We start from the raw sequence: 20617 nt of genomic DNA, 5'->3' as shown, positions 1-20617 counted from the left end.
CCGTGGAGTGGTCATGACAACAACAATATCCCCCGACTCGCGCTGGACGCGGCGGCGCGGCGAAAAGCAGCGGCGTCTCGAGCTGGTGAAGGGGCTTGCCGACGGTGTGGTGTTGCCCACCGACAAGATCGTTGCGGCGTTGGAGGCGTTGATTCTGCCCGGCGACCGTGTGGTGCTGGAGGGAAATAACCAGAAGCAGGCGGATTTTCTGTCGCGCTCACTGGCTAAAGTCGACCCGGCGAAGCTGCACGATCTGCACATGATCATGCCCAGCGTCGGCCGGTCCGAGCATCTGGACCTGTTCGAACGTGGCATCGCCCGCAAGTTGGATTTTTCCTTCGCCGGCACCCAGAGCCTGCGCATCAGCCAGTTGCTCGAAGACGGGTTGCTGGAGATCGGCGCGATCCACACCTACATCGAGCTCTATGCCCGATTGGTGGTGGACCTGATTCCCAACGTCGTGCTCTCGGCCGGTTTCATGGCCGACCGCGCCGGCAATATCTACACTGGCCCCAGCACCGAAGACACCCCGGCGCTGATTGAGCCGGCGGCCTTCAGCGATGGCATCGTCATCGTTCAGGTCAACCAGTTGGTGGACGACGTCAGCGACCTACCACGGGTCGATATCCCGGCGTCCTGGGTCGATTTCGTGGTGGTGGCCGACAAGCCGTTCTATATCGAACCGCTGTTCACCCGCGACCCGCGTCACATCAAGCCTGTGCACGTGCTGATGGCAATGATGGCGATCCGCGGGATCTACGAAAAACACAACGTCCAGTCCCTCAATCACGGCATTGGTTTCAACACCGCCGCCATCGAACTGATCCTGCCCACCTACGGCGAATCCCTCGGCCTGAAGGGCAAGATCTGCCGCAACTGGACCCTCAATCCCCACCCGACCCTGATCCCCGCCATCGAAAGCGGCTGGGTTGAAAGCGTGCATTGCTTTGGCACCGAACTGGGCATGGAAAACTACATCGCCGCCCGACCCGATGTGTTCTTCACCGGACGTGATGGCTCGCTGCGCTCCAACCGCATGGTCTGCCAACTGGCCGGGCAGTACGCGGTGGACCTGTTCATCGGCGCCACTTTGCAAGTGGACGGCGACGGACATTCTTCGACGGTTACCCGTGGTCGCCTGGCCGGTTTTGGCGGTGCGCCGAACATGGGCCACGATCCGCGCGGTCGCCGTCACGGCACGCCAGCCTGGCTCGACATGCGCCACGGCGACGGCGAGGCGCCGCTGCTTGAGCGTGGCAAGAAACTGGTGGTGCAGATGGTCGAGACGTTCCAGGAGGGCGGTAAACCGACTTTCGTCGAAACCCTCGACGCGGTGGACGTGGCGAAGAAGGCTGGCATGCCCCTGGCGCCGATCATGATCTACGGCGACGACGTCACCCATCTGCTGACCGAGGAGGGCATTGCCTACCTGTACAAGGCCCGCTCCCTGGAAGAACGGCAGGCAATGATCGCCGCCGTGGCCGGGGTCACCGCCATCGGCCTGCGTCACGACCCGAAAGACACCGCGCGCATGCGCCGCGAAGGGCTGATCGCGCTGCCCGAAGACCTCGGTATCCGTCGCACCGACGCCACCCGCGAGCTGCTCGCGGCCAAGAGCGTGGCCGATCTGGTGGAGTGGTCTGGTGGCCTCTACAACCCGCCCGCCAAGTTCAGGAGCTGGTAAATGCACGCCTTTAACCTGCAACCTGAAAGATTGTCTTTGGCCGAGCGTCTGGCCGATATCGCGGTGGATGCGCTGATCGACGAAGCCGACCTGTCGCCGAAACCGGCCCTGGTGGATCGTCGCGGCAATGGCGCCCACACCGATCTGCACCTGGGTCTGATGCACGCTTCGGCGCTGTCGCTGTGGCCGGCGTTCAAGGAAATGGCCGACGCCGCCCTTGGCTGTGGCGAGATCGGCTTGCCGTTGCGCGAAGCCCTTGGGCGGATCGGACGTGAGGGGGAAGCGGCGATGCTCGCGACTACCAACGGCGTGAATACCCATCGGGGGGCGATCTGGGCCTTGGGCCTGTTGGTGGCTGCGACGGCGTTGGAGCCTCAAGCCAGTGTCGCAAGCTCCGTCACTTTACGTGCCGCCCGCCTGGCCTTGCTCAACGACCGTTACGCGCCCCAACCCTTGAGCCACGGCGCCCAGGTAGCCCAACGCTACGGCGTGCGGGGAGCTCGGGAAGAAGCGCAACTGGCGTTCCCGGCCGTCACCGGTCTGGGCTTGCCGCAACTCAAGCGCAGTCGCGCGGCGGGCGCCGGTGAACAGAACGCCCGGCTCGATGCCTTGCTGGCGATCATGACCACCCTGGCCGACACCTGCGTGCTTTACCGTGCCGGCGAGCCGGGTTTGCAGGCCATGCAACAGGGTGCCAAAGCGGTGCTCGACGCCGGTGGCAGTGCGAGCCTGGGCGGTCGTCGCCAGTTACACGCGCTGGACCAACAACTGATTGCCTTGAACGCCTCGCCCGGCGGCGCTGCCGACTTGCTCGCCGCCTGCCTGTTTCTCGACCGTATCGAACGCGGCGATGGCCTCTTCCCTGGAGTGTGCTGATGGAAACCTTATCCTTTGAATTTCCCGCCGGGCAGCCGCCACGGGGCCGGGCGTTGGTGGGCTGCGTCGGCTCGGGTGATCTGGAAGTGCTGATCGAACCGGGCCTGGCGGGCAAACTGACCATCCAGGTGCAGACCTCGGTCAACGGCAGCGAACAACGCTGGCAGCACCTGTTCGCCCGCATGTTCGATGGTCAGACGCCGCCAGCCCTGTCTATCGACATCCACGATTTCGGCGCCACCCCCGGCGTGGTGCGCTTGCGCCTGGAACAAGGCTTCGAGGAGATCGGCCATGACTGACAGTGCAGCGTTGCTCAACAAGCACAGTTTCGTCGAACTCGGTGCTCGGCAACGGGCCAAGGCCCTGCTCGATGACGGTACCTTCCGCGAACTGCTCGACCCGTTCCAGCGGATCATGTCGCCCTGGCTGTTGCGCCAGGGCGTGGTGCCGCAAAGCGACGACGGCGTGGTGATCGCCAAGGGTTCGCTCGATGGCCTGCCGGTGGTGATCGCTGCCATCGAAGGCGCCTTCCAGGGTGGCAGCCTCGGTGAGGTCGGCGGCGCGAAGATTGCCGGTGCGTTGGAGCTGGCCGCCGAGGACAACCGCAAGGGCATCCCGACCCGCGCTGTGTTGCTGCTGGAAACCGGCGGCGTGCGTTTGCAGGAAGCCAACCTCGGGTTGGCGGCGATTGCCGAGATTCATTCGGCGATCGTCGACCTGCGCCAGTATCAGCCAGTGGTTGGTGTGGTGGCCGGCAGCGTCGGTTGCTTTGGCGGCATGTCCATCGCCGCCGGGCTGTGCAGTTATCTGCTGGTGACCCAGGAAGCGCGGCTTGGCCTGAACGGTCCGCAAGTGATCGAGCAGGAAGCGGGGATCGACGAATACGACTCGCGAGACCGGCCGTTCATCTGGAGCCTGACCGGCGGTGAACAGCGTTTCGCCACGGGACTGGTGGACCGTTATGCGGCCGATGATGTGACGCAGATCTGCCAACAGGTGAGCCAGTTGCTGCACCTGGGCGTGCCCGCCGAACACCGCAGCGGCCAGGCCGAGCTGTTCTTGCAGCGCCTGGCTCGATTGGACACGCAAGTGCAAATCGAACCGGCAGCGGTTCGCCAGTTGTATCAGGGAGAACGCCCATGAGTGCGTATTCATTAAGAGGCTTGCGCTGGTTCGAGGCATTGAGTGACGGCGCCAAACCGTTGGAAGGATTGCCCGCTTCGTTGAAAGTCGCCGATACCAAGCTGGGTGAGCACAATGTGCGCCTGCTGGCGGTGGTCGCTGATCCCGACAGTCGTTTTCCCCGCGCTCGTAATGGTGAAGTTGGCCTGCTGGAGGGCTGGGGCCTGGCCAAGGCGGTGGATGACGCCATCGACGCCGACCGCGATGCCCCCCACAAGCGTGCGCTGATTGCCATCGTCGATGTGCCGAGCCAGGCCTATGGCCGGCGCGAAGAAGCGCTTGGCATTCATCAGGCACTGGCTGGCGCGGCGGACAGTTATGCTCGCGCCCGTTTGGCCGGGCATCCGGTGATCGGTTTGCTGGTGGGCAAGGCGATGTCCGGGGCGTTCCTTGCCCACGGCTACCAGGCCAACCGACTGATTGCCCTGCGCGACCCGGGCGTGATGGTCCACGCCATGGGCAAGGCCTCGGCGGCGCGGGTCACCCTGCGCAGTGTCGAAGAGCTTGAGGCGTTGGCCGCCAGCGTGCCGCCGATGGCCTATGACATCGACAGCTTCGCCAGCCTGGGGTTGCTGTGGGAAACCTTGTCGGTGGAGCAGGTTGAACAGCCGTTGGCGGAGGATCTGGCGCGGGTGACGGAGTGTCTGCTCCAGGCGATTGAAGATGTAGAGGCGGGGTCGCGTGATCTGAGCGGCCGTCTGGGGGCGTACAACCGCGTCGCGTCGAGCCGGGTTCGCCAACTGCTGAGAGAGCAGTGGTGAGTACGTATCTGGCCCATGACCTGCTGTGGGGGATGACTGCGCAGCAGTTGCCAGCGGATGCGCCGGCGTGGGTCATCGAGTCGATCACCGCCGGTCAACCGGTGGTGGTTCGGCGCGCGCTGACGGCACCGGATCAAATCGCGGTCGGCGTGCGCGGGCGCTTGCGCGAGCAGCGCTATGCAACGTCGATGGCGATCGCGGCGATTGCCCGTCGCGTCAGGCCAGAAGACCTTTGTCACGTTGCGTCGACTCGCGACTTGCCGGCCTTGCAGGCGCTGTCCCGACTGCGCCCGCTGCTCGACGCCAGCGGCTGCGTCTGGGGCGTCAGTGGTAGCGCAGGATTCGAGCTCGCCAGTGGTATCGAGGCGTTGCATGAGCGCAGCGACCTCGACCTGATCTTGCGTGTGCCCCGCAGGTTGGGCCGTCTTCAAGCCAAGGCGTTGCTGGCGCAATTGCAGGCTTCGCCGTGCGCCGTGGACATGCAGCTGCAAACGCCTTTCGGCGCCGTCGCCCTGCGCGAGTGGGCGGGTTCGGCGCGCCGGGTCTTGCTCAAGGATGATCTTCAAGCGCGGCTGGTGAGCGATCCTTGGCAGCCGTCGCTGGAGCAGGTCGCGTGAGCAGTCTCTTGGTGTTTCCCGGCCAGGGTGCGCAGCGAGCAGGCATGCTCCATGGCCTGGCGCCGCAAATCCTGGGCGAGGCGGGTGATGTGCTCGGCGAGGACGTGCTGCAACTGGACAGTGCCGAGGCGTTGCAATCGACCCGTGCGGTGCAACTGTGTTTGTTGATCGCTGGCGTGGCGGCGTCTCGGCAACTGTTGGAACAGGCACCTGCGCCGGACTACGTGGCGGGGCTGTCCATCGGCGCCTATCCGGCGGCGGTGGTGGCCGGTGCGCTGGGGTTTGACGAGGCGTTGCGGCTGGTCAGCCTGCGGGGTGAGTTGATGCAGCGGGCCTATCCGCAAGGCTACGGCATGACCGCGATCATCGGCCTCGACCTCGCGGCAGTGGAAGCCCTGCTGGCGCAAGTGCACAGCGCCCGCACACCGGTCTACCTGGCCAACATCAATGCCGATAACCAGGTGGTCATCGCCGGCAGCGACCAGGCCATGAGCACCGTTGCCAAGCAAGCGCGAAGCCAGGGTGCCGGGAAGGCCTGTCGGCTGGCGGTGAGCGTGCCGTCTCATTGCCCGTTGCTGGAGATCCCGGCGCAAGCATTGGCCCAAGCGTTTGCCAATGTGCCGTTGAAAGCGCCAACTCTTGGCTATCTCAGCGGCAGCCGCGCCCGGCCGATGATCAGCCCCGAGGCCCTGCGCGACGACCTGGCGTTCAACATGTGCCGCGTCGTCGATTGGCGTGGCACGGTGCAAAGCGCCTACGAGCGCGGCGTGCGGCTACAGATCGAACTGCCGCCCGGTGCGGTGCTGACCGGGCTGGCGCGCCGGGTGTTCGAGCAAGGCACCGTCATGGCCTTCGACGGTGCTCGACTCGATACCTTGCAAGCGCTGTTGCGTGAGGAGGGAAGCCGCCAACCCTAAACCACCGACTCAAGCTGGCGAAGCACAAAAACAACAACTTCGACGATGCACTTTGAGGACTACAACAATGATTATCTACGGTGTGGCATTTTTGGCCTTTTGTACCCTGACGGGTATTTTCATCGGCGAGCTGCTGGGCAAATTGATCGGCGTGCCGGCTAACGTTGGCGGCGTCGGCATTGCGATGCTGCTGTTGATCGGTCTGGGCAGCTACCTGAGCAAGCGCGGCTTGTTCAAGGGCAAATCCGAGGCCGGTGTGGAGTTCTGGAGCGCGGTCTACATTCCCATCGTGGTGGCGATGGCGGCGCAGCAAAACGTCTACGGTGCGCTCAAAGGCGGGCCGATGGCGATCCTGGCCGGGACTCTGGCAGTGGTGATTGCCTTTGCGCTGGTGCCGGTGCTGGTGCGCATTGGCAACAAAGGGCCTCAAGCCGACATTTCCGTGAAGACGGTCGGGTGATTGCCATGTACGAATCCATGATGAAAGTCATCACCGGCTACGGCCTGATCAGCGGCTTCGCAATTGTCGGCATCACCATGTGGGTGTCCTACTGGATCAGCAACACGTTCACTAAAGGCCGCCTGCACGGCTCGGCCATCGCTATCTTGCTGGGGTTGGTGCTGTCGTACATCGGCGGTGCGATGACCGGCGGGCAGAAGGGCGTGGTGGACATTCCGTTGCTGTCCGGGATCGGCTTGCTCGGCGGCGCCATGCTGCGGGACTTTGCCATTGTCGCCACGGCGTTTGGCGTGAGTGTCGAGGAACTCAAGCGCGCCGGCTTCGTCGGGGTGCTGGCGCTGTTTGTCGGGGTGGGCACGTCGTTCATTGCGGGCGTGGGCGTGGCGATGGCCTTCGGTTACACCGACGCGGTGAGCCTGACCACCATCGGCGCCGGGGCGGTGACCTACATCGTCGGGCCGGTCACCGGCGCGGCGATTGGCGCCAGTTCCGAGGTCATGGCGCTGTCCATTGCCGCGGGATTGATCAAGGCAATCCTGGTGATGGTCGCGACACCTTTCGTGGCACCGCTGATTGGCCTTAACAATCCGCGAAGTGCGGTGATCTTTGGTGGCTTGATGGGCACCTCCAGCGGTGTGGCCGGCGGGCTGGCGGCCACCGATCCGAAGCTGGTGCCCTATGGCTGCCTGACGGCGGCGTTCTATACGGCGCTTGGGTGTTTGCTCGGGCCTTCGTTGTTGTTTCTGATCATGCGGGGGTTGATGGGGTAGGGCTTGGTCTCTTTGCTGACAGGACTGGCCTCATCGCGAGCAAGCTCGCTCCCACACAGGTTTTGTGTCGCACTCAGGTTTTGGGGACGACACAAATCAATGTGGGAGCGAGCTTGCTCGCGATGATGGCGACTCGGTTTCAAGCCTGGCGATTGGCGTACATCCGGCATTCGGCCAACAGCGCCAGCAGATTCGGGTCACGCTCCTTGGCCTTGAGAAACACCACGCCGATGTGCTGCTGCAACCGGTATTTTTCCTGCAACGGGATCAGTTTCACCCGATTTTCATACACCGCCGCAATCCTGCCCGGCAGCAACGCATAGCCCACCCCGGAGCTGACCATGCTCAACAGGGTGAAGATGTCGTTGACCTGCATCGCCACCTTCGGCTCGAACCCCGCCTGCTTGAATACCCGAATACCGTCCTGATGCGTGGCAAAACCCTGGGTCAAGGTGATGAACGTCTCGTCGCGCACCTCGGCCAGATCGACTTCGGTGCGTTGGGCAAAGGGCGAATCAGCTGGCGTGGCGAGGAAGATGTCATCGGAAAACAGCGCGATATGTTCGCAGTCCGGATCGTTCACGCTGTCATCTAGGGAAATCAGGATCGCGTCCACTTCCATGTTCTTGAGTTTGTACAGCAGGTCGATGTTCGAACCCAGGATCAGGTCGATATTGAGTTCGCTGCGGCGGATTTTCAGGCCCATGATCAACTGCGGCACGGTCTTGACCGTCAGCGAGTACAGCGAGCCGAGCTTGAAGCGCTCGGCGGAGAAACCGGCTGCTTCACGGGTCAGGCGCACACTTTCGACCACATCCTGGATCAGTTTCTGCGCCCGTTCCTCCAGCACATAGGCGCTTTCCAGCGGCGTGAGGTTGCGGCCTTCGTGCTTGAACAGCGGGCAACGCAAGGCGCTCTCCAGCGAGTGAATGGCCCGGTGCACGCTGACGTTGCTGGTCTGCAACTCGGCCGCCGCCCGCGCCAGGTTGCCGGTGCGCATGAAGGCCAGGAACACCTCGAGCTTCTTCAGGGTCAATTCTTCGTCGATCAGCATGGGGCAGACTCTTATTCGTATCGCTCGATTGTGCCCTGTGGGCGCAAAGCTTGCTCGCGAAGCAGGCGACTCGGTTGTGTAGAAACCGCGTTACCTTCATCGCGGACAAGCCTTGCTCCCAGCAAGCAAAACATTGCACTTTGTAGCGCCAAGCCTGAGCCTTGGCGTCTGTTCTGGAATGTGAGGTGGGATGGGATGTATCACGGCGAACGACTCAACGCCTGGACGCACCTGGTCGGGGCGGTGGCGGCTTTCATCGGGGCGGTGTGGCTGCTGGTGATTGCCGGGATGGCTGGCGATCCGTGGAAGATCGTCAGCGTGGCCATCTACGGTTTTACCTTGCTGGTGCTCTACAGCGCTTCGACGGTTTACCACAGCGTGCGCGGGCGCAAGAAAGCGATCATGCAGAAGGTCGATCACTTTTCCATCTACCTGCTGATCGCTGGCAGTTACACGCCATTCTGCCTGGTGACTTTGCGCGGGCCGTGGGGCTGGACGTTGTTCGGGATCGTCTGGGGACTGGCGCTGATCGGGATTCTGCAGGAGATCAAGCCACGTTCCGAAGCGCGGATCCTGTCGATCGTGATCTATGCGGTGATGGGCTGGATCGTGCTGGTGGCGGTCAAACCGCTGTTGGCGGCCCTGGGCAGCGCCGGGTTTGCCTGGCTGGCCTCGGGCGGCGTGCTGTACACCGTGGGCATTATCTTTTTTGCGCTGGATCACCGGCTGCGCCATGCCCATGGGATTTGGCACCTGTTCGTGATCGCCGGCAGCCTGCTGCACTTCGTGGCGATTTTGCTCTATGTGCTCTGACGCCTGAACACCGTTGATCCATTGTGGGAGCGAGCTTGCTCGCGATGGCGGTGGATCAGTCGGCATCCGTGTTGGATGTTAAACCGCAATCGCGAGCAAGCTCGCTCCCACATTGATCTTCAGTGGACGCAGGAAGCTAGAAATCCCCCCACAACTGCTGCGCCACCGCCAGCGCCACCACCGGTGCGGTTTCCGTGCGCAGCACGCGGGGGCCGAGGCGGGCGGCGTGGTAGCCGGCGGTCTTGGCCTGTTCGACTTCGGCGTCCGACAAACCGCCCTCGGGGCCGATCAGGAACGCCAATGCCTGCGGCTTGGCATGGCTGACCAGCGGCTCGGCCACCGGGTGCAGTACCAGCTTGAGCTCGGCCTCGGTCTGCTTCAGCCAGTCAGCCAGCAGCAGCGGCGGATGGATCACTGGTACGGTCGAACGCCCACATTGCTCGCAAGCGCTGATCGCCACCTGGCGCCAGTGCAGCAGGCGCTTGTCGGCGCGTTCGTCCTTGAGGCGTACTTCACAGCGCTCGCTGAAAATCGGCGTGATCTCGCTGACCCCCAGTTCCGTGGCTTTCTGTATCGCCCAATCCATGCGCTCGCCCCGTGACAGGCCTTGGCCGAGATGGATGTGCAACGGCGATTCAACCTGCCCGGCGAACTGCTCGTCCAACTGCACCCGTACGCGTTTCTTGCCAACTTCGGCCAACGTGCCGCGAAACTCTTGGCCGGAGCCGTCGAACACCTGCACCGCATCGCCCTCGGCCATGCGCAGCACACGGCCGATGTAGTGGGCCTGGGCTTCGGGCAACTCGTGCTCGCCGAGGCTCAGGGGCGCGTCGATGAAGAAGCGGGACAGTCTCATGTTTTTTCTCTCGATCGTTCCCACGCTCCGCGTGGGAATGCCGCCATAGGACGCTCTGCGTCCGCTGTGGATGTGACGCGGAGCGTCACGGGATGCATTCCCACGCAGAGCGTGGGAACGAGAAGTTCAGGGCTCAGCCGGGGTCACGATAGCCCGGATGAAAATCCTTCGGCACCGCCACGCTGACTTTGTCCCGGGTGGCGATGTCGATGCCTTCGCTGGCCACTTCTGCCAGGAAATCGATCTGCTCCGGGGTGATCACATACGGCGGCAGGAAATACACCACGCTGCCCAGCGGGCGCAGCAACGCGCCGCGCTCCAGGGCATGCTGGAACACCGTCAGGCCGCGTCGCTCCTGCCATGGGTAGGCGGTCTTGCTGGCCTTGTCCTTGACCATCTCGATCGCCAGTACCATGCCGGTCTGGCGCACCTCGGCGACGTTCGGATGGTCGGCCAGGTGGGCGGTGGCGCTCGCCATGCGCTGGGCCAGGGCCTGGTTGTTTTCGATGACGTTGTCTTCTTCGAAGATATCCAGCGTCGCCAGGGCCGCCGCACAGGCCAGGGGGTTGCCCGTGTAGCTGTGGGAGTGCAGGAAGGCGCGCAGGGTCGGGTAGTCGTCGTAGAAGGCGCTGTAGACCTCGTCGGTGGTCACGCACGCCGCCAGCGGCAGGTAACCGCCGGTCAGGGCCTTGGACAGGCAGAGGAAATCCGGCGTGATGCCAGCCTGCTCACAGGCGAACATCGTCCCGGTGCGGCCGAAGCCGACGGCGATTTCATCGTGGATCAGGTGCACGCCGTAGCGGTCGCAGGCTTCGCGTAGCAACTTCAAGTACACCGGGTGGTACATGCGCATGCCGCCGGCGCCCTGGATCAGCGGCTCGACGATCACCGCCGCGACGGTGTCGTGGTGCTCGGCGAGGGTCTGCTCCATGGCGGCGAACATGTTGCGTGAATGCTCCTCCCAGCCCATGCCTTCAGGGCGGTGGTAGCAGTCAGGGCTGGGCACCTTGATCGTGTCCAGCAGCAGCGCCTTGTAGGTTTCAGTGAACAGCGGCACATCGCCCACCGACATCGCCGCGATGGTTTCGCCGTGGTAGCTGTTGCTCAGGGTGACGAAGCGTTTTTTATCCGGCTGGCCGCGATTGATCCAGTAGTGAAAGCTCATCTTCATCGCCACTTCGATGCAGGACGAGCCGTTATCGGCGTAGAAACACCGGGTCAGGCCCTCGGGCGTCATCTTCACCAGGCGCTCGGACAGTTCGATCACCGGTTGATGGCTGAAGCCGGCGAGGATCACGTGCTCCAGCTGATCGACCTGATCCTTGATCCGCTGGTTGATGCGCGGGTTGGCGTGGCCGAACACGTTGACCCACCAGGAACTGACGGCATCGAGGTAGCGCTTGCCTTCGAAGTCTTCCAGCCACACGCCTTCACCGCGCTTGATGGGGATCAGTGGCAGGCGTTCGTGGTCTTTCATCTGGGTGCAGGGATGCCACAGCACCGCGAGGTCGCGTTGCATCCACTGGTTATTCAGGCCCATGTACAGTCTCCTCGAGGCGGCTCGCGGCGGGCGCGGGCAAAACAATCGCGCAAGCCTATGCAATGGCGGCCCTGGGGACAACCCATTGTGTCGTTCGCGCTACTTTGAGCAAGGCGATAGACGCCGCTGGCGGCGCTTTGATGGCTGACGTATTCTTCGCCGTCTCTGAGCCGACTGGCTCGAAAAATCGAGAGCCGCCTGGCTCGAAAAACTGAAATTACCTACGTTTACTCCGGAGTTCGTTGAATGTCTGCTGGTTGGCTGCGCGCCTGTGCGCTGGTGATGATAGGGCTGTTCAGCGTTTCGGCGCTGGCCAAGGACAAGCAACCGACGGCCATCGTCGTCGGAGGCGGCCTGGCGGGGCTCACGGCGGCTTATGAGCTGCAGAACAAAGGTTGGGCCGTGACTCTGCTGGAAGCCAAACCGAGCCTGGGCGGTCGTTCGGGCATGGCCACGAGCGAGTGGATCGGCAACGAGAAGACTCAGCCGGTGCTGAACAAGTACGTCTCCACATTCAAGCTGAGCACCACGCCGGCCCCGGAATTCGTGCGCACCCCCAGCTATCTGATCGACGGTACCTACTACACGGCCGCTGACCTGGCGACCAAGCAGCCGGCAACGGCCGAAGCCCTCAAACGCTACGAAACCACCCTGGACGATCTGGCGCGCTCCATTGAAGACCCGCAGAACCCGGCGGCCACCAGCACCTTGCATTCGCTGGACCAGATCACCGTGTCCAATTGGCTCGACCGCCTGCAACTGCCGGCCACTGCGCGTCAGTTGGTGAACCAGGAAATTCGCACCCGCTACGACGAACCTTCGCGCCTGTCACTGCTGTATTTCGCACAACAGAACCGGGTCTATCGTGGCGTGTCCGACCGTGACCTGCGGGCTTCTCGCCTGCTCGGCGGCAGTCCGACCCTGGCCCAGGCCTTCGTCAAACAGCTGAAAATCATCAAGACCAGCTCGCCGGTATCGGCCATCTCCCAGGACAAGGACGGCGTCACCGTCAAGGTCGGCAGCGTTGGTTATCAGGCGGATTACGTGGTGCTGGCCGTGCCGTTGCGCGCGCTGAACAAAATCCAGCTGACCCCGGCCCTGGACGCCCAGCATCAAGGCGCGATCAAGGGCACCAACTACGGCTGGCGCGACCAGATCATGCTCAAGTTCAAGACCCCGGTCTGGGACAGCAAGGCGCGCATGTCGGGTGAGATCTACAGCAACACCGGCCTGGGCATGATGTGGATCGAGCCGGCCATGAAGGGCGGCGCCAACGTGGTCATCAACCTGTCCGGCGACAACGCCCGGGTGATGCAGGCCTTCGGCGACAAGCAGATGGTCGATCAGGTGCTGATCCGCCTCCACGCGTTTTATCCACAGGCACGTGGGGCGTTCACCGGTTATGAAATCCGCCGCTACAGCACCGACCCGTCCATGGGCGGCGCATACCTGGCCTTTGGTCCGGGCCAGATCAGCAAATACTGGCGCCTGTGGGAAAAACCATTGCAGCGCATAGCCTTTGCCGGCGAACACACCGACACTTTGTACCCGGGCACCCTGGAAGGCGCGTTGCGCAGCGGTCAGCGGGCAGCCAGCCAGGTTGAAGACCTGGCGGCGGGCAAGTCGTTTGAACCGGCCAAGGTCGCGCCAGTTGCAACGGCAGCAGCGGCCGGTGCGGTGGCGGCGAAGAAAGGCAACTTCTTCAGCAACCTGTTTGGTGGCTCGGATGACGACAAGAAGCCGGAGCCGGTCAAGGCACCCGAGCCGGTAGCGCCGCCAGCCCCGACACCTGCTCCAGCGCCAACCCCGGCGCCTGCGCCGGTAGAAGCGCCGAAGCCCGTGGCCCCAGTAAAAGCCGAGCCTGCCAAGAAAGCACCGGCGAAGAAACCGGCAGCCAAGACCCCGGCAAAAAAAGCCCCGGCCAAGGCACCGGTGAAAAAGGCTGAACCGGCGAAGAAGCCAGTGGCCAAACCGGCGACGACTACTGAGACCCAGGCTCAGTAACGTTCAGGCGTAAAAAAGCGCGGCCCAAGGGCCGCGTTTTTTTATCCGGCATTAGGCGTGCACTGACGCTGCGGCCCAGAGCCCGGGGTTGCGCAACGAGCGCTAACGTCCTACACGCCTCGGCGACATATCGGAAACTTCCCACCAAACAAGGGGATGGAAGTGATAGAGCACACCCGGTCATCGGCTTTAGGCTCCTCAAAAAACTGGAGCGTTTATGAAAATTCTAATAGCGATGATCATGTTGGTAGCACTTTCAGGATGTGTATCTGGCGAATGCCGGGACCCTTTAACAATTCCGATGATCCCAAAGAGAGATCCGCAGCTAGCGTACAAGTGCACAATCGACCCATTTAAGCCTGAGTGCTCGGTGAATTAGTACTTCAAGCTCTCCGGCTCTCCCCGGGTGTACCTATCGCCCATTACGCACCGTATTGCCTTTAATCTTTCCTTAACTCACCCCCTCCAGACTGATGATCGTATTTCTCGATATTTCAAAGCGAAAATTTCCGCTTTAAATCGATAGATAACTCGCTAGTCTTGATCGCAGTTTTTACAGGATATGAGCAATGCAGCTACGCAACTCTTCTTCTCGCTATGGCTGGGTCAGTATCGCTGTGCACTGGGGCGTTGCGCTGGCAGTGTATGGGCTGTTCGCCCTGGGCCTGTGGATGGTCGGCCTGGATTACTACAGCACCTGGCGCAAAGACGCGCCGGACCTGCACAAGAGCATTGGCCTGGTGCTGCTGGCGGTCATGTTGCTGCGGGTGATCTGGCGTTTTGTCAGCCCGCCGCCGCCGACCCTGCAAACCTACGGGCGTCTCACCCGTATCGGCGCCAAGCTTGGCCATAGCGCCCTGTATCTCGGGTTGTTCGCCGTGATGATTGCCGGTTACCTGATTTCCACCGCAGACGGTGTCGGGATTCCGGTGTTTGGCCTGTTTGAAGTACCCGCGCTGGTGTCCGGACTGCCCGATCAGGCAGACGTCGCTGGCCAGATTCACCTGTACCTGGCGTGGGCGCTGGTCATTTTTTCCGGCCTCCACGCGTTGGCAGCATTGAAACACCACTTTATCGACCGTGACGCGACCCTCAAGCGCATGCTGGGACGCCAAGCCTGATGTTCAACCTCGACTCCAAAGGAATAGAAAGCATGTTGAAAAAGACGCTCGCCGCCCTGGCAATCGGTTCTGCACTGCTGTCGGCCGGCCAGGCCATGGCTGCCGACTACGTAGTCGACAAGGAAGGCCAGCACGCCTTCGTCGACTTCAAGATCAGCCACCTGGGCTACAGCTACATCACCGGTACCTTCAAGGACATCGACGGCAAGTTCAGCTTCGACGCCGCCAAGCCTGAAGCCAGCAAGATCGAGTTCAACGTACGTACCGCCAGCGTGTTCACCAATCACGCCGAGCGCGACAAGCACATCGCCAGCAAGGACTTCCTGGACGTAGGCAAGTTCGCCGATGCCAAGTTCGTGTCCACCAGCGTCAAGCCCACCGGCAAGAACGCTGATGGTAAAGACACCGCAGACGTGACCGGCGACCTGACGCTGCACGGCGTGACCAAGCCAATCGTGGTCAAGGCCACGTTCCTGGGTGAAGGCAAGGATCCGTGGGGCGGCTACCGTGCTGGCTTCGAGGGCACCACCAGCATCAAGCGTTCTGACTTCGGCAAGATGATGGACCTGGGTCCACAGTCCGACGCCGTTGAGCTGTACATCTCGTTTGAAGGTGTCAAAGCGAAATAACTTTGGCACTGACAAAAAAACGCCCCTGGTCTTGGCGATCAGGGGCGTTTTTTATTGCGCTGATTATGGCAACGCAGTGCCCCCTGTGGGAGCGAGCCTGCTCGCGATGAGGCCGGCACATGAAAAGAGCGGTGACTGACCCACCGCTATCGCGAGCAGGCTCGCTCCCACAGGGTTAGATCAGAGTCCCATCAAACAAAAATGCCCCTGATCGCGAGACCAGGGGCATTTTTCAAGGCTTGGAAAAACTCAGCGATTGCGGGTCAGGAGCGCTGGCTTCTCGCCCCGTGGACGGCTTGGCAGTTGATCCAGTTGCTCAGGCGTCGGGAAGCGATCGGCTTTCGATTCCTTGTGCATGATCTTCGGCTGGTTGCCACGGGGAGCCTGCACGGCCGGTTCCTGACGAGGCTGGTCGTCACGGGCAGGGCGGCGCGGGCGGGTGTCTTCGCGACGGGCCTGGCCGTCACGGGGAGCACCGTTGCGCGGGCCGTTGCGCTTGGCCGGTGGGGTGCCGGTGGACGAGCCGTTGCTGTTGCGTGGACCGTTCTGGCGACCTTGTGGCTGGCTGCTACGCGGTGCACCTGCGCCAGCGCCTTGTGCCGGGGCGCCCGGACGGCGACCGCGACCCTGGGCCGGTTTCTGCTGGGGCACGTAGTCGACGCGGTTACCGAAGTTATCGATATCGTCGTCCAGGAACTCGTCCGGGGCGCGATCGGCTGCGGCGCGTGGAGCTGGGCGCTGCTGTTCACGGGCTGGCGTGCCTTCGCGAGGCTTTTGCTCGCGGGCCGGACGTTCGCCACGGCTGTTGCTGGCCGGTTTTTCCTTGCCTTTGTCCTTGCCTTTGTCCTTGCGGCCACCGCCACCACCGCCGCCATTCGGACCGTCGCCACGTGGGCCACGGGCGTTGCGCGGGTTGCGCACGTCCGGACGTTCACGCACTTCAGGCTTCTCGGCCTCGATGGTGCTGGCATCGAAGCCCATCAGGTCGCCGTCGGCGATTTTCTGCTTGGTCATGCGCTCGATGCTTTTGAGCAGTTTTTCTTCGTCCGGCGCGACCAGCGAGATCGCTTCGCCCGAACGACCGGCCCGGCCGGTACGGCCGATACGGTGCACGTAGTCTTCATCGACGTTCGGCAGCTCGAAGTTGACCACGTGAGGCAACTGGTCGATGTCCAGGCCGCGGGCGGCGATGTCGGTGGCGACCAGGATGCGTACTTCGCCAGCCTTGAAATCGGCCAGGGCCTTGGTGCGGGCGTTCTGGCTCTTGTTCCCGTGGATCGCCACGGCCGGCAGGCCATGCTTGTCCAGGTACTCGGCCAGGCGGTTGGCGCCGTGCTTGGTACGGGTGAACACCAGGACCTGTTCCCAGGCGCCAGCGGTGATCAAGTGCGCCAGCAAGGCTCGCTTGTGGCTGGCCGGCAGGCGGAATACACGCTGTTCGATGCGCTCGACCGTGGTGTTGGGCGGCGTGACTTCGATGCGTTCCGGGTTGTGCAGCAGCTTGCCGGCCAGGTCGGTGATGTCCTTGGAGAACGTCGCCGAAAACAGCAGGTTCTGGCGCTTGGCGGGCAGGCGAGCCAGGACTTTCTTCACGTCATGGACAAAGCCCATGTCGAGCATGCGGTCGGCTTCGTCCAGCACGAGGATTTCCACGTGGGACAGATCGACACTGCCTTGGCCTGCCAGATCCAGCAGCCGGCCGGGGCACGCCACCAGAACATCGACGCCACGGGACATGGCCTGGACCTGGGGGTTCATGCCGACGCCGCCAAAAATGCAGGCGCTGACGAACTTCAGGTCACGAGCGTAGACCTTGAAGCTCTCGTGGACCTGGGCTGCCAGTTCGCGGGTAGGGGTCAGGACCAGTACGCGCGGTTGGCGCGGGCCGTGACGCTGGGATTTGTCTGGGTGACCGTTGGGGAACAGCCGCTCCAGGATCGGGAGGGCGAAACCACCGGTTTTACCAGTACCTGTCTGTGCCGCGACCATCAGGTCGCGACCTTGCAACACGGCGGGAATGGCCCGCTGTTGCACCGGGGTAGGCTCGGTGTAGCCGGCGGCCTCGATGGCGCGGACTAAAGCCTCGGAGAGACCGAGGGAAGCAAAGGACATGAGTAATCCTGTTTTAGTGAGGGCCTGGCCCAATGGGATAGTCTTGCCTGGCGCGAACGACGTTCAATAAAAAAGACGTCATCCCGTCCGGTCCTGCCGAGTCTCAAAGGCGGGTCCGGACAGGGCTCGCGCGGGCTGGAAGCTGCGCTGTAGCGGTGTCGGGATGCCTTTTGCAAGACCGGGCGTCCGGGCGTAAGCCTGGCGGGAAGGCCGGAGTATAACAGAGCAAACGCTGTGCGCCGCTTTCCTGCTGCTCAACGGTTTATTTCAGCGTTGCGTCGGGTAGGGCGCCGCCGCCTTGGTTACCAGGTCGGCGCCGTAGCGGGCGCTCAGCTCGGCGTAGGCCGGTTCGCGCTTGAAGCGCTTGAGTTCGGCACCGAAGCGTTGCACCAGCAAATCCATCCCGGCGCTGCGCCGTACCGCCAGGTATTGGCTTTGACGGCTCACCACCGTTGGGTTTTCAGTGATCTGGTCGCTCAGTTGCATTTGATTGAGCACGTGCCGGCCTACCCGGCGGTCAGTGATGAGCAGGTCGATCCGGCCCAGTTGCAACTTGCCGAAGTTGGCTTCGTGGGTCGGCGCTGTTTCACGCTTGAACAGGGGCGATTCACTGAAGGCCTGGCTGTACAGATAGCCGGGAGATGTACCGACGGTCAGGCCGCCCAGGTCATCGAGCGTGCTAAACGGATGGGGCCGGGCGTTGGCGTAGAACATCACGAACTCCACCTCCGACAGGGGTTCGCTGGGATAGAGCAGCATGGCGTCGCGCTCATCGCTGTGAAAAATATCCAGCGCCCCGTCCGCTAATCCCTGTTCCAGCATCGCCAGGCAACGCTTCCAGGGCAGGAGTTGCCATTCCACGTCGATGCCCAGGCGTTTGAACACAATCGCCGTGGTTTCGTAGTCGAGTCCGAGGATTTTGCCGTTCTCTTCATAGACGTAAGGCGCCCAGGCTTCGGTGACAATGCGCAACTTCTCCGCCCGGGCAGCCAGGCTCAGGCACAAGAGGAGAAGGGCGGTCAGTAACTGGGCAATAACGGGCATGGCCTGAGGTTACGACGAGAGCTCATCAAATAGCTAGAGCGCTCTGGACCGCGCCTTAGTTGCCTTTGGCCTGCATCAGGTGCTGATAGATGGCTTCGCGGCGTTCGCCCAGCACCAGGCGAATCAGCGGATGGTTGAGCCAGTGTTTGAGTTCATGGTCTTCCAAGGGCTTTTTCAGGCGGTGTTCAAGGTTCTCCAGGGCCTTTTCCCACCAGACCGGGGCGCAGGCCTGGTCGAACTGGTTGGTATGGCGATAGCAGCCGTAGAGGATTTCGCGCATGAATTGCCGCTTGTGACCGGGCAATGCCAGGGTGATGAATTTATAGGCCAGACGCTGCAATGTGGGAGGGCGGGGCAGGACAGCGGTCACTTGCCGGGTTTCATCCAGGGCTTGCGGGCAGATAGGGGCGGCGCGATGTTTGTCGAGCCAGGCTTTGGTCTTGGCCCGGAACAGCTGTTTACGGCTCCAGTAGTGGTGGATCAGGTCCGGGCATTCACGCACCTGCACTGAGCGGTAGGCGGCCACTGACAAGCAGAGCTCTTCCAGGGTGTAGGCACCATTTGCCAGAGGATAAAACTCATCCATCAGGGCAATCGAGCGATCCAGAACCGCCGCGTCCGCGCAGTTGAGACCAATGACACCTGAGTTCAGCAAGGGCATGTCGTCGTCCGCCAGCTGCCGCTGGCGCATGACGTCGGCCAGGGTCAGATAAAGCGTCGAGTCCTTGTTGGCGCCATAAGTCAGACCGAAAGCATTGCACAGCAGCGTGCCTGGCTGAACACGACGGAACAGTTCAAGGGGCGAGCAATGAAAGAACGTGTCGGTGTCGATCAGCAGTGCCAGTTCAGCTTCTTCAAGCACCTTTTGCATCACCACATGCTTGGCACGGAAGTGATACCCATGGGGCTCGATCCAGGCCTGGCGGGTTTCGTTGTCCAGGTGGCGTAACCGTACCGGTAGCCCCTCGTAGGGCAGGAGGTTATCCGTGAACACCTGGATGTCCAGCGCTTCGCCCGGTGTTTCACGCAGACCGGCCAGGGCACTGGCGATGCTGAATAGCGCTTCCTGATGATAGGTCTCGGCCCCGTAGACCAGATAAATGAGTTGTGGGGTCGTTGACCTTTGACCAATAGGCATCTACTGCAGTCCTCCAGATGTCTTGGCTATAAAAAAGCCCTGGTTTTCGCCAAGGCCTTTTTGTATCACGGCATATAAGTCGTTAACGCGGCAGCTTGAGATTGTTCCATACCGCCAGGCTGGCCTCGGCCTGGTTCAGGGTATAGAAATGCAGTCCCGGTGCACCACCTTGCAACAAACGCTCACACATTTGCGTGATGACTTCTTCGCCGAAGCTTTGGATGCTGGATGTGTCGTCGCCATAGGCTTCCAGCTGCTTGCGGATCCAACGTGGGATTTCCGCACCGCACGCGTCGGAGAACCGCGCCAGCTTGCTGTAGTTGGTGATCGGCATGATCCCCGGCACCACAGGAATGTCGACGCCCATCTTGCGGATGCGCTCGACGAAGTAGAAATAGCTGTCGGCGTTGAAAAAGTACTGGGTAATCGCACTGTTGGCGCCAGCCTTGGCCTTGCGGACGAAGTTGAGCAGATCGTCTTCGAAATTGCGCGCCTGTGGGTGCATTTCCGGATAAGCAGCCACTTCGATGTGGAAGTGCTCGCCGGTCTCTTCACGAATGAACTCAACCAGGTCATTGGCGTGACGCAGCTCGCCGCTGGCCATGCCCATGCCCGAGGGCAGGTCACCGCGCAGGGCAACGATACGCTTGATGCCTGCGGCCTTGTACTGGGTCAGCAGGCTGCGCAGGTCGTCCTTGCTGTCGCCTACGCAGGACAGATGCGGGGCGGCCGGGACTTTGACTTCGCTTTCGAGCTGCAACACGGTGTTCATCGTGCGGTCACGGGTCGAACCGCCGGCGCCGTAGGTGCAGGAGAAGAAATCGGGGTTGTAGCTGGCCAACTGACGGGCAGTGGCGATCAGTTTTTCATGCCCAGCATCGGTCTTCGTCGGGAAGAACTCGAAGCTGTAGCGACGTTCTTGGGACATGGTCATATCCTTGGAAACTCGTAGGGCTGGAAGCCTGGCGCATCTCAATGTGGGAGCGGACCTATGCGGGAGCGAGCTTGCTCGCGATGAGTGTCACCTCGGCCCGAAAGT

20 protein-coding genes are annotated in these 20617 nt (G+C 62.3%); 13 read left to right on the top strand and 7 right to left on the bottom strand.

Features of this window, described 5'->3' with window-relative positions:
* Positions 1–13: 13 nt before the first annotated feature.
* The 9 genes from mdcA to madM all read left to right on the top strand — a co-directional run bounded on the left by mdcA (position 14) and on the right by madM (position 7267).
* Positions 14–1684: a malonate decarboxylase subunit alpha gene (mdcA, locus tag SGN16_RS27520; protein ID WP_135847609.1), complete on the top strand. Its 1671-nt coding sequence runs from the start codon at positions 14–16 to the stop codon at positions 1682–1684.
* A complete protein-coding gene (locus SGN16_RS27515; RefSeq protein ID WP_210641753.1) occupies positions 1685–2560 on the top strand; it encodes a triphosphoribosyl-dephospho-CoA synthase in 876 nt (291 codons plus the stop codon).
* Entirely contained in the window at positions 2560–2859 is a 300-nt protein-coding gene (locus tag SGN16_RS27510) for a malonate decarboxylase subunit delta (protein WP_003206454.1), read from the top strand. The genes SGN16_RS27515 and SGN16_RS27510 overlap by 1 nt, the downstream gene beginning before the upstream one ends.
* Positions 2852–3703, top strand: coding sequence for a biotin-independent malonate decarboxylase subunit beta (locus tag SGN16_RS27505; protein ID WP_335944594.1), 852 nt, complete (start codon positions 2852–2854; stop codon positions 3701–3703). The genes SGN16_RS27510 and SGN16_RS27505 overlap by 8 nt, the downstream gene beginning before the upstream one ends.
* Entirely contained in the window at positions 3700–4503 is an 804-nt protein-coding gene (mdcE, locus tag SGN16_RS27500) for a biotin-independent malonate decarboxylase subunit gamma (protein ID WP_210641751.1), read from the top strand. Before SGN16_RS27505 ends, mdcE begins: the two co-directional genes overlap by 4 nt.
* On the top strand, positions 4497–5120 hold the full coding sequence (locus SGN16_RS27495) for a malonate decarboxylase holo-ACP synthase (protein ID WP_210641749.1): 624 nt from the start codon (positions 4497–4499) through the stop codon (positions 5118–5120). The genes mdcE and SGN16_RS27495 overlap by 7 nt, the downstream gene beginning before the upstream one ends.
* A complete protein-coding gene (gene mdcH, locus SGN16_RS27490; protein WP_335944593.1) occupies positions 5117–6037 on the top strand; it encodes a malonate decarboxylase subunit epsilon in 921 nt (306 codons plus the stop codon). Before SGN16_RS27495 ends, mdcH begins: the two co-directional genes overlap by 4 nt.
* 67 nt (positions 6038–6104) lie before the next feature.
* Complete coding sequence (gene madL / locus SGN16_RS27485; protein WP_335944592.1) at positions 6105–6497, top strand: malonate transporter subunit MadL; 393 nt, start codon at positions 6105–6107, stop codon at positions 6495–6497.
* Between the two features lie 5 nt (positions 6498–6502).
* Positions 6503–7267 carry a malonate transporter subunit MadM gene (gene madM / locus SGN16_RS27480; protein ID WP_135847602.1) on the top strand — a complete coding sequence of 255 codons (765 nt, stop codon included), beginning with the start codon at positions 6503–6505 and terminating at the stop codon, positions 7265–7267.
* Between the two features lie 139 nt (positions 7268–7406).
* Here madM and SGN16_RS27475 read toward each other — a convergent pair whose 3' ends face one another.
* A complete protein-coding gene (locus SGN16_RS27475) occupies positions 7407–8321 on the bottom strand; it encodes a LysR substrate-binding domain-containing protein (protein WP_335944591.1) in 915 nt (304 codons plus the stop codon).
* A 195-nt stretch (positions 8322–8516) separates the two neighbouring features.
* On the opposite strand from SGN16_RS27475, the gene SGN16_RS27470 reads away from it, so the two are divergent.
* The gene (locus SGN16_RS27470; protein WP_210641746.1) at positions 8517–9134 is read left to right on the top strand and encodes a hemolysin III family protein; all 618 of its coding nucleotides are present in this window, start codon (positions 8517–8519) and stop codon (positions 9132–9134) included.
* A gap of 136 nt (positions 9135–9270) precedes the next feature.
* On the opposite strand, the gene SGN16_RS27465 is transcribed toward SGN16_RS27470, so the two are convergent.
* Both SGN16_RS27465 and SGN16_RS27460 read right to left on the bottom strand, forming a co-directional pair.
* Entirely contained in the window at positions 9271–9990 is a 720-nt protein-coding gene (locus tag SGN16_RS27465) for a 16S rRNA (uracil(1498)-N(3))-methyltransferase (RefSeq protein WP_210641744.1), read from the bottom strand.
* 133 nt (positions 9991–10123) lie between these two features.
* Positions 10124–11530, bottom strand: coding sequence for an adenosylmethionine--8-amino-7-oxononanoate transaminase (locus tag SGN16_RS27460; protein ID WP_210641743.1), 1407 nt, complete (start codon positions 11528–11530; stop codon positions 10124–10126).
* A 246-nt stretch (positions 11531–11776) separates the two neighbouring features.
* On the opposite strand from SGN16_RS27460, the gene SGN16_RS27455 reads away from it, so the two are divergent.
* The 3 genes from SGN16_RS27455 to SGN16_RS27445 all read left to right on the top strand — a co-directional run bounded on the left by SGN16_RS27455 (position 11777) and on the right by SGN16_RS27445 (position 15284).
* Positions 11777–13534 carry a flavin monoamine oxidase family protein gene (locus SGN16_RS27455; RefSeq protein ID WP_335944590.1) on the top strand — a complete coding sequence of 586 codons (1758 nt, stop codon included), beginning with the start codon at positions 11777–11779 and terminating at the stop codon, positions 13532–13534.
* A gap of 569 nt (positions 13535–14103) precedes the next feature.
* The gene (locus SGN16_RS27450) at positions 14104–14655 is read left to right on the top strand and encodes a cytochrome b (RefSeq protein ID WP_210641737.1); all 552 of its coding nucleotides are present in this window, start codon (positions 14104–14106) and stop codon (positions 14653–14655) included.
* Between the two features lie 32 nt (positions 14656–14687).
* Positions 14688–15284 carry a YceI family protein gene (locus SGN16_RS27445; protein ID WP_212797965.1) on the top strand — a complete coding sequence of 199 codons (597 nt, stop codon included), beginning with the start codon at positions 14688–14690 and terminating at the stop codon, positions 15282–15284.
* 249 nt (positions 15285–15533) lie between these two features.
* Here the strand turns inward: SGN16_RS27445 and SGN16_RS27440 are convergent, their stop codons facing one another.
* From SGN16_RS27440 to metF, 4 genes are all read right to left on the bottom strand, one after another.
* Entirely contained in the window at positions 15534–17396 is a 1863-nt protein-coding gene (locus SGN16_RS27440) for a DEAD/DEAH box helicase (RefSeq protein ID WP_335944589.1), read from the bottom strand.
* 267 nt (positions 17397–17663) lie between these two features.
* Positions 17664–18440 (bottom strand): transporter substrate-binding domain-containing protein, encoded by a 777-nt coding sequence (locus tag SGN16_RS27435; RefSeq protein WP_210641732.1) that lies wholly within the window; start codon positions 18438–18440, stop codon positions 17664–17666.
* Between the two features lie 55 nt (positions 18441–18495).
* Positions 18496–19578 (bottom strand): hypothetical protein, encoded by a 1083-nt coding sequence (locus SGN16_RS27430; protein WP_210641730.1) that lies wholly within the window; start codon positions 19576–19578, stop codon positions 18496–18498.
* 82 nt (positions 19579–19660) lie between these two features.
* Positions 19661–20506, bottom strand: a complete 846-nt coding sequence (metF, locus tag SGN16_RS27425) for a methylenetetrahydrofolate reductase [NAD(P)H] (RefSeq protein WP_210641727.1) — start codon at positions 20504–20506, stop codon at positions 19661–19663.
* Positions 20507–20617 lie beyond the last annotated feature (111 nt).

Origin of the sequence: Pseudomonas sp. G166 (genome assembly GCF_037027455.2) — a bacterium.
GTDB lineage: Bacteria > Pseudomonadota > Gammaproteobacteria > Pseudomonadales > Pseudomonadaceae > Aquipseudomonas.
This window is presented reverse-complemented; position numbering and strand designations above follow the sequence as displayed.